Source organism: uncultured Megasphaera sp., from assembly GCF_958350005.1.
GTDB lineage: Bacteria > Bacillota > Negativicutes > Veillonellales > Megasphaeraceae > Megasphaera.
The window spans coordinates 1-8,583 of record NZ_CATWFF010000089.1 but is presented as its reverse complement, the minus strand read 5'-3'; the positions used below and the strand labels follow the sequence as shown (position 1 = coordinate 8,583).

The 8,583-nt window shown below is 47.5% G+C and carries 14 protein-coding genes and 1 riboswitch; of the genes, 6 read left to right on the top strand and 8 right to left on the bottom strand.

Annotated features, from left to right (window positions below; translation table 11 throughout):
* Positions 1 to 68: 68 nt before the first annotated feature.
* Positions 69 to 167, top strand: a riboswitch (SAM riboswitch).
* Positions 168 to 281: 114 nt separating this feature from the next.
* Positions 282 to 1,106, top strand: a complete 825-nt coding sequence (locus tag Q3886_RS06455) for a MetQ/NlpA family ABC transporter substrate-binding protein (RefSeq protein ID WP_301860409.1) — start codon at positions 282 to 284, stop codon at positions 1,104 to 1,106.
* 61 nt (positions 1,107 to 1,167) lie between these two features.
* Here Q3886_RS06455 and Q3886_RS06450 read toward each other — a convergent pair whose 3' ends face one another.
* A complete protein-coding gene (locus tag Q3886_RS06450; RefSeq protein ID WP_301860408.1) occupies positions 1,168 to 1,614 on the bottom strand; it encodes a SoxR reducing system RseC family protein in 447 nt (148 codons plus the stop codon).
* Between the two features lie 91 nt (positions 1,615 to 1,705).
* Between Q3886_RS06450 and trxA the strand changes: the two genes are divergently transcribed.
* Together trxA and Q3886_RS06440 are read left to right on the top strand one after the other, a co-directional pair.
* Positions 1,706 to 2,125: a thioredoxin gene (gene trxA / locus Q3886_RS06445; RefSeq protein ID WP_367881558.1), complete on the top strand. Its 420-nt coding sequence runs from the start codon at positions 1,706 to 1,708 to the stop codon at positions 2,123 to 2,125.
* 13 nt (positions 2,126 to 2,138) lie between these two features.
* Positions 2,139 to 2,393 (top strand): TIGR03905 family TSCPD domain-containing protein, encoded by a 255-nt coding sequence (locus Q3886_RS06440; RefSeq protein ID WP_301860405.1) that lies wholly within the window; start codon positions 2,139 to 2,141, stop codon positions 2,391 to 2,393.
* Between the two features lie 87 nt (positions 2,394 to 2,480).
* On the opposite strand, the gene Q3886_RS06435 is transcribed toward Q3886_RS06440, so the two are convergent.
* Positions 2,481 to 3,551: an NADH:flavin oxidoreductase gene (locus tag Q3886_RS06435; protein WP_301860404.1), complete on the bottom strand. Its 1,071-nt coding sequence runs from the start codon at positions 3,549 to 3,551 to the stop codon at positions 2,481 to 2,483.
* 126 nt (positions 3,552 to 3,677) lie between these two features.
* On the bottom strand, positions 3,678 to 4,088 hold the full coding sequence (locus Q3886_RS06430) for a PaaI family thioesterase (protein ID WP_301860403.1): 411 nt from the start codon (positions 4,086 to 4,088) through the stop codon (positions 3,678 to 3,680).
* Positions 4,089 to 4,254: 166 nt separating this feature from the next.
* Between Q3886_RS06430 and Q3886_RS06425 the strand changes: the two genes are divergently transcribed.
* The 3 genes from Q3886_RS06425 (at position 4,255) to Q3886_RS06415 (ending at position 6,028) form a co-directional block, all read left to right on the top strand.
* Positions 4,255 to 4,812, top strand: a complete 558-nt coding sequence (locus Q3886_RS06425) for a DUF3793 family protein (RefSeq protein WP_301860402.1) — start codon at positions 4,255 to 4,257, stop codon at positions 4,810 to 4,812.
* A gap of 14 nt (positions 4,813 to 4,826) precedes the next feature.
* A complete protein-coding gene (locus tag Q3886_RS06420) occupies positions 4,827 to 5,240 on the top strand; it encodes a flavodoxin (protein WP_301860401.1) in 414 nt (137 codons plus the stop codon).
* Positions 5,241 to 5,446: 206 nt separating this feature from the next.
* A complete protein-coding gene (locus tag Q3886_RS06415; RefSeq protein WP_301860400.1) occupies positions 5,447 to 6,028 on the top strand; it encodes a PTS glucose transporter subunit IIA in 582 nt (193 codons plus the stop codon).
* A 76-nt stretch (positions 6,029 to 6,104) separates the two neighbouring features.
* Here the strand turns inward: Q3886_RS06415 and Q3886_RS06410 are convergent, their stop codons facing one another.
* The 5 genes from Q3886_RS06410 to Q3886_RS06390 all read right to left on the bottom strand — a co-directional run.
* A complete protein-coding gene (locus Q3886_RS06410; RefSeq protein WP_301860399.1) occupies positions 6,105 to 6,302 on the bottom strand; it encodes a hypothetical protein in 198 nt (65 codons plus the stop codon).
* A 180-nt stretch (positions 6,303 to 6,482) separates the two neighbouring features.
* Entirely contained in the window at positions 6,483 to 6,947 is a 465-nt protein-coding gene (locus Q3886_RS06405) for a pyridoxamine 5'-phosphate oxidase family protein (protein ID WP_301860398.1), read from the bottom strand.
* Between the two features lie 66 nt (positions 6,948 to 7,013).
* Positions 7,014 to 7,202: a hypothetical protein gene (locus Q3886_RS06400; RefSeq protein ID WP_301860396.1), complete on the bottom strand. Its 189-nt coding sequence runs from the start codon at positions 7,200 to 7,202 to the stop codon at positions 7,014 to 7,016.
* Between the two features lie 78 nt (positions 7,203 to 7,280).
* Positions 7,281 to 8,204 (bottom strand): hypothetical protein, encoded by a 924-nt coding sequence (locus Q3886_RS06395; protein WP_301860395.1) that lies wholly within the window; start codon positions 8,202 to 8,204, stop codon positions 7,281 to 7,283.
* Positions 8,205 to 8,372: 168 nt separating this feature from the next.
* The coding region (locus Q3886_RS06390; protein WP_301860394.1) for a hypothetical protein at positions 8,373 to 8,583 on the bottom strand (211 nt) is incomplete at its 5' end.

Here is an 8,583-nt window from a genome sequence, read left to right as displayed (position 1 = left end):
TTTTATCAGTCCCATCTTGACAGGGCCCAGAATTGATGATAATATACTACTCAACAACTCTACATTGTGTCTCATCAAGAGCAGCTGAGGGAATGGCCCTATGATGCTGCGGCAACCCCCGGTTCGGGATAGGTGCCAAGTCCAGCGGAAAATCCGACAGATGAATTGCATACATGCAAGCCGCCATCTGTGGACGGCTTTTCTTTTTGCCCGTTTTGCTGAACCCTCTGGCCACAGTGTATGAAATGGTATGTATCGTTTTCAGAAGGGATGGATTATGTATGAACGCATCAATTAAAAAACTGATTTCAGCAGCCCTCATCGCTGCCACCTGTGTCTTTGCCGCCGGCTGCGGCAGCTCGTCCAGCGATACGGCAAGTGCTGACAAGAAAGAAATCAAAATGGGCGTCACTGCCGGTCCGCAGGCTGAAATCATGGAAGAAGTAGCCAAAGAAGCCCAAAAACAGGGTATTACCATTAACATTGTCGAATTTAACGACTACGTACAGCCTAACACGGCACTGGCTGAAAAAGATCTGGACATGAACTCCATGCAGCATCAGCCATACCTGGACAATGTCGTAGAAAAGAAAGGATTAAAACTCACCTCCATTGGCAAGACGATCCTCATGCCCATGGCTATTTACTCCCATAAATACAAGAACATCAGTGAAGTCGCCGACGGCGCAAAAGTAGCCATTCCTAATGATCCGTCCAACGGTGGCCGCGCTCTTCTGCTTCTTCAGACGGCGGGCCTGATCAAACTGAGCACCGGTACGAATGTCAATACGTCTGTTGCTGATATCAGCGAAAACCCCAAGAATCTCCAGATCGTCGAACTCGATGCCGCACAGATTTCCCGTTCCCTTGACGATACGGACTTCGCCTGCGTCAACGCCAACTACGCCATTCCTGCCGGATTGAATCCCCTGAAAGATTCTATCCTCGTCGAAGATAAAAACTCGCCGTATGCCTGCGTTCTGGCTGTCCGTGAAGAAGACAAGGACAATGCAACATACAAGAAAGTGGCAGAAATTTATGCAACAGAACCGATTAAGAAATTCATTGATGAAAAATACCAGGGTTCCATTCTGGCTGCATTCTAATCTGCACAGTCATAACAACGAAAAGGAGCTGTTCCCTCGGGAACAAGCTCCTTTTTTATCGTTACGACTGTACCGGCTCCGTTTCATTCGTTTCAGCTGCAATAATTTCTGATACTTCAGCCATCGTATTGGCCTGTCGTATGGATTTTTCATACCGCTTGAGCAGCATGGCACTTATGATGCCGCCCAGAATCATTCCGGCAAAGGCCGTCAGTTCTTTGGCCCATCCGTACTGCAAGCCGCACCAGTAGCCAAATACGCCCCAGATGATGACCATGAGCGTAGGCATGCCAAAGCACATGGCTCCGCCGGCCCCCATCTTTTCATCGGGAATCAAAAAGCGGACAAACTGGCCCTTCACAGCGCCAATGGGATTTTTGGCATCAATCAGGACGTTGTTATTGCATATTTTATCACTGCACGGAGAATATAAATTATCACGATTGGTACGGATTTTGACCATTCCATCGGCCAATACCGTATCAATCACGCCTGTTCCTGTTCGCATTGCATACTCACTCCTTATGACGATATACGCAGTACAGGGACTGCATCTTCCCTTACATTATACCGTACTTTATCTGTACTGAACAGATATATTGTATTCTCCGTTCACAGGTGGAAAAAATCGGCCTTTTTTGGTATACTATATACAGGCATCATCAAAAAACGCACATACTGCAAACTGCAAGATACAAAGGAGCGATATCATGAAATCTATTATCGTTACAAAAGATAACTTCCAGACGGAAGTCGCTTTTGCCAAGGGAACCGTTCTTGTCGATTTCTGGGCCGCCTGGTGCGGGCCATGCCAGATGCTGTCTCCTGTAGTCGATGAAATTGCGGAAGAACATCCGGAAATCAAAATCTGCAAAGTAAATGTCGACGAACAGCCGGCACTGGCACAGCAGTTCAATGTAGAACTGATTCCGACGCTGATCGTCTTTCAGGATGGCAAGGTTGTCCGCCGCAACGCCGGCGTACTGCCAAAAGAAGAAATTATAGCACTGTTAAAATAGGAGGAGCTTTACAATGTATACGTATCGGCCCGAAGGCGTTTGTTCGCAGCAAATTCAATTCGACATTGATGGAGACGTTATTAAAAACGTAACCTTTCTCGGCGGCTGTCCCGGCAACTTGCAGGGCATCAGCCGGTTAGTAGAAGGAATGAAAGTAGAAGACGCCATAAAAAAACTGGAAGGCATTCGCTGCGGTGGCAAGCCCACATCCTGTCCGGATCAGTTTGCCAAAGCCCTCAAAAAAACGATGACCCTTATTGCCGGTTAATTCAGAACACACGTACCTGTAGAATAAGCCCCCTTTTGCCGAGCCGCATTCGGCAAAAGGGGGCTTATTCTGTATCCATCTCAGTACTTACAAAGCCTGACAGCTCACAATGCCTGGCGATGAAAAACAGCGATTGCAGGAGCAGCAGGCAGCCGGTACATTCTGGGTTTTCCAGCGATTAGGCAAATCGGGTTCACGGATGAGGGGCCGGCACATGGCCACAGCCGCAATCCCAGTCTGTCGGAGCATCCGTTCCATATACAACGGCGACCGATAGCCGCCGACGCTGACAACGGGGATCGATACATACCGGGCAGCCAGAGCCGCATACTCCCGAAACGGCCCTTCTTCTTCAAATCGAATGGGAGAAAAAGACGCAGCAGTGCCATCCATCGTGGTACCTGCAGAAATTTCCAGCATGCTGATACCCTGTGCTGCCAGCTTCCGGCAGACCCACAACATATCTTCCACAGAAATCCCCGGTGAAAGCAGATCCTGGAAAGACAGTTTCACGCTAATCGGGAAATCCGGGCCCGCAGCAGCAGCCACAACGCGGCATACATCCAGGAGCAGCCGGGACCGATTGGCAATACTGCCGCCCCAGTCATCATGGCGATGGTTATAATAGGGCGATAAAAATGCATGCAGAAGGAACCCATGGGCACCGTGGATCTGTACGCCGTCACAGCCCGCTTCCTGACACAGTCTGGCCGACACGGCAAAATCTACCAGCAGCTTCTCAATTTCTTCTTCCGTCATGGCATGATAGGTCTGTTCCGGACTCACAGCCAGTTCACTGGGGCCAAACGTATCGTATCCATGCTGCCAGTCTGTACGATATCCGCAATGGGAAAGCTGTACAAACAATTTGGCGCCATACGAGTGGACAATACGCACGATCCGGGCCATATCCTGCACATATTCCGGATACCTTGTATGTACGGACAGACTGCCAAATCCAGACGTAGGCGATATGTTTTCCATTCCTGAAATAATCAGTCCCGAACCGCCGCGGGCTGCTGCTTCATAGAACTGCTCTATCGCCGGCGTAATTCGTCCTTCCCTGGCAGCAAACTCAAAGGTTGCACTGCGAACCAGTCTGTTCGGTATCAGACAAGAACCAATCCGAAAAGGTTCATACATCGTTTCAAATATCATCGTCTCGCCTCCCAGCATATTCTTGCTATACCTCTAGTATACCGGGAAGTGAGACAGGTATGCCAACATCAGGACCAACAAGACAAAATAATAGCATAAGAAGAAAAGAGATACGTATTATACTTCCTATTTTCCTACCATGATCTTGCCCGTTGCCTCAGCTGCAACAGATCCATCAGCATGGTATACCCGGCCTTCCGTCACGAACAGACGTCCCCGCTGCGCTGTAACCCAGCCTTCAATATGCACGGTTTCGCCAATAATAACGGCACTGCGAAAGCGTATATCCAGTTTTGCCGTATACGCCGGCTTTCCGGCCAGATGAAACACATAATCCCCCATGACTTCATCCAGCAGCGTACTCGTCAGACCGCCGTGCATGCGGTCGCCATAACTGGCATGTTCCGGCCGGGGCGTAAAATCAGCAACACACTTGTCATCAACAATATGCATATGCAGCTTTAATCCAATCGGATTCTGTTCTCCGCAGCCAAAACAGCGGCTCGTATCTCTCATCAGGGCTTCACGTTTTATCATAGCCTGTCTTCTCCTCCTTATTCATACACTGATTTCATTATACACCAAAACGTGAATATTCACCTACCCTCAAAAAGTATGTGAAAAAATATATCATTTTACTATTGACATTGATTTGCAATATTGGTATAGTAATACCATAAACGAAAAGGAACGGAGGAAGCATATGAACATCGACGAGCTCCTGATTTACCACTGTTCGCCAACGTTAGCGGGATTAAAAATGGGCAGTCTTCTATGCCTTCCCCGTCGCGAATCCTTGGATGATTATGAGAGAATAATTGATACTTATAATCACAAATATAATCCTAAAGGACTTCATTTTCGTCTGCTATTTTGTTGTCCTCAGCGCACGCTGTTATACGTATACCGCCCGGAAAAAGTAGCGGCCTATATACGCCAGCATCACATCAGATCATTTTTACATCAATATGGCTACGCTCCCTGTACTGATCTGAACGCCAGTCTGGATCATCTTGTATCCCGCTTTGCAGAAGGCGGCTGTTTCCCCCATGAATCCGGGATTTTTCTCGGATATCCCTTAGAAGACGTATGCGGCTTCATTACCCACAAAGGAAACTGCGCCAAGCTCTGCGGCTACTGGAAGGTCTACGGCGATGCCGACAAAGCCGTCCGGCTGTTCCGGCAGTTTGACTCCTGTCGGAAAGATTACGTAAACAGATTCGCTGTAGGCACTACATTAGAATCGCTTATTATAGCGTAAGGAGGATATGTATCATGGTAGAAATCGTATATTGGAGTGGCACAGGCAACACGGAAGCAATGGCTCAGGAAATTGAAGCAGCTGCAAAAGCAGCCGGCGCCGACGTTGAATCGGTCCGTTTTGAAGATACGACAGTAGATGCGGTTGCATCGAAAGACGTCATTTTGCTGGGCTGCCCTGCTATGGGTGCGGAAGAACTGGAAGACACTGTTGTTGAACCGTTCTTCACCGAACTCGCTCCCAAACTGAAAGGCAAAAAAGTCGGTCTCTTTGGCTCGTACGGCTGGGGCAGCGGTGACTGGATGGATACGTGGAAACAGCGTGTAGAAGACGCTGGTGCAACTGTTATCGGTACGGCTATTGTCAATGAAACACCAAACAATGCCCCGGAATGTGAAGCACTTGGCAAAGCCGCTGCACAGGCATAAATCCTCCTTCAACTTTTGTTCATTCATACCTCTCTCTAACATATAACGCGTAAACGCGGCGGTTTCTTCTTCGGAAATCGCCGCGTTTTTCCATGTAGTCCTGAATATGGCCAATATGTCCCCATATATGATACAATACGATTGGTATATACGTAACGCATTATCATATCCGTGCCGTCCCTATCGGCACCGAAGGGGGAATATATATGTCCAGTTTATTTCGTTCCGTGAAAAACCTGTTTAACTCACCCACTACAGCGCAGACAAAAAGGCCGCAGTCCAACACTGCAGATACGACGCCTACCGTCACTGCGGAAGAGACGTATCCAGCAGAAACAGAAAAAACATACTTCTGCTCCCCCTTTACAGGCGAGCTCCACCCGATTACGGAAGCACCAGACGAGGCCTTTGCCAGCAAAATGACCGGTGACGGCTTCTTCGTCTATCCTACAGACAATACAGTCTATGCACCGGCTGACGGGACAGTCACTTTCGTCTTCGATACGAAACATGCCATAGGGCTCACTACGGCGAGCGGCCTGGAATATCTTCTGCATATCGGCATTGATACGGTTCAGCTGCAGGGACAGGGATTCACTGTGCCTGTCCAGGAAGGACAGTCCGTCAAAAAAGGCGATGTCCTCATGCAGTTCGACCGGGAGTACGTCAAAAACCAGGCTTCTTCTGATGCCTGCCTCTGCGTATTCACCAATCTGACAGCCAGCCAAAGCGTCCACCTGCTGCCCATCCAGTCAGTCCAGGCGCTGGACAACGCCGTCTGGTTCTAAACAGCACAAAACCCGCCAACACAGACACCGATGCACGTCTTATTGGCGGGTTTTATTCATACTGTGAATACAGGATTTACTGATTGCTTGCCGTATAGTGGCCGCTCTTGGCAAAAGCCTGGATATCTGTTCCGGAAACGGCGAATTCATTCGCTTTATACAGCATGAGGCCATTGGAAAATACATGAGTTGCCGGAATATCGGCAGCAATCGTATAGGCTCCGCACAAAATCAAAGCCATTGCAATCATTGTATGTTTCAGTTCTGTTGTCATACGAATCCACTCCTTATCTGTAAAAAAAGACGGCATCATCTCCTGCATACTGCAAAGAGACGACACCGTCTTGTATTCTGTTATGCCTTTATTATACAGATAAATTATTTGTATTTCAATAGCATGGCCGTTTATTTTTAATCATGCATGTATGATTTCTTATACTATTATATTTTCTCGCTATTTGCGTGCTTTTCCCGTCATATCTTCGATGTGCAGACGATACGAACAGGTATGAGCCTGGGCTTTGGCCATATACACCTTGCCTTCTTCCAGATAGGCAGGAGAATATTTCTGAATCAGCGCCAGCAATCCCTTTTCTTTATCGGAACCAGACAGTTCTTCCATAGTGCCGAAGGCAATGACACTTTGGTAATTGGTCGTAAATTCAGCCGGTAATACCTGCGTATCTGTAACAACGCAGAATGATGCCTGAGGCCGCTTCCGCAGCAGGTCCAGCTTATATCCCGTCATGGCACCGTGGAAGTAAATATACCCGTCTTCATACGCATAGGATATGGGAACCCCATAGGGAGTGCCTTCATCTGTCACCATCGATAATACACCGTATTCTCCTTTTTCCAAAATGGGAATACAGTCTTCCCGTTCTAACTGCCGATCTTTTCTCCGCATTGGATGTGCCATATATAGTCCCCCTTTATCTGAATATATTTCATAGTATAGCACAAATGTCTGCACTGCCCAATACCATTATCGCTTCACGGACCAGATAAAAATCACCATGCCGATAAAAAGTATGAAAAATCCCAATAGTCCCTGTTGCAGCGGAACATACGGCCTATCTATCAAGTGTCTGCCAACGGCCAGAGGCAGGCACGCCAGTAAGCCTACAACGACATCTTTTACCGCTTCCCAGATCTTTGCCATGTTAGATTTCATATAGTATATCCCCCTTTACACACAAACTAGATCCGGCCTGTCCCGGCAGAATCCAGCCCGCCTCATACTACAGCCTGCTCAGGAGCGCTGTTTGAACCGATGCCGAATCCAATACAAAATGAAGTTTCCTGTAAGTAACACAGCCATGATTCGAATTACCCGCATCATCATAGAATAGTTTGCATCGAGCCACATAAAGTGAACGATAATAACAAAACTAAAGTACCACAAAAAAAGGAAACACGGTTTCAGCCAGATACAGACAGATTTATAGACTTTCGCTATATGGGAGATACAACGAGGCAGTGCAGGAATAGCCTCATACATATACGCCCGTTCGCGCCACACGATATAATATCCTACAAAAGGATCTACCGTAATCTCTTGGAAATATACGAACCAACTGCCAACCAGCAACAAACAGTAATACGGAACCCGGCCTATAACTGTTCTAAATTCTGGCGTCTGAAAAAATACAGCTACATAAATAATCCAAAATAGCGTATGCCAGAAAAAATACATAAAGTCATTCAGATCGATGATCCAGCAGATATTGAGCCCGTAGACAACAACCCAGACTAACAAAAACAACCCTTTCATTCGTATAGATATATATTGCCTGAATGATGTATCCCTATCGGCAAGTACATCAAAAAAATATACTGTAAATCCCAGAATCATCCCCCACTGAATGACTGGAGCGATTGTCTGTACAGGATCTGTCCAACATTGATACACGAGCCACCAAAATAGAGTACCCCCACCGCTTACCCACAGAAGCAGACGGAGGCGCCAGGCAGCATCTGTTCCCTGCCACGATTCGTACAGACGCTGGCAATGGGAAAATACAAAAAACAGGACATAACAGCCTGCCAGAAAAGACACGCCGCGCAAGGCCAGATCCCTGTCTTCCACGGTCCACAGACCAGCATAGACCAATACACCCAGTATCACGGCCATAGCTCCCTGAGTAAGCGCTGTTCTATATATGTCATATGCCACCGTACGGACACCTCCTTCCCTGTATTATCTCTTCACAATATGAGCATAGCACACGATGTTGACAAACTATGTCGTAGAAACAATAAATACATGCCAGTTATTACAAAAAGCCAGTACGCTGACTACCATGCGTATCGGGTCTTCGCTCCCTATACCATTTACAGGATTTTAATAACGATTACTTTTTCGCCAGACTACCAGCATTAAAGCCAAACCAATGATGGCCAGGCCCCGCAGGGACCGCGTAAGCAAGGCAATACTGGCATCAGACATCATCTGTGCCAGCAGCACGCCCGCCAGGGCCAGAAGGAGCCAGAGAGCCATGCTCTTCACGACGGACCAAACAGCCTGGAAACGAATAGATTCTCTGGGCAAAAAA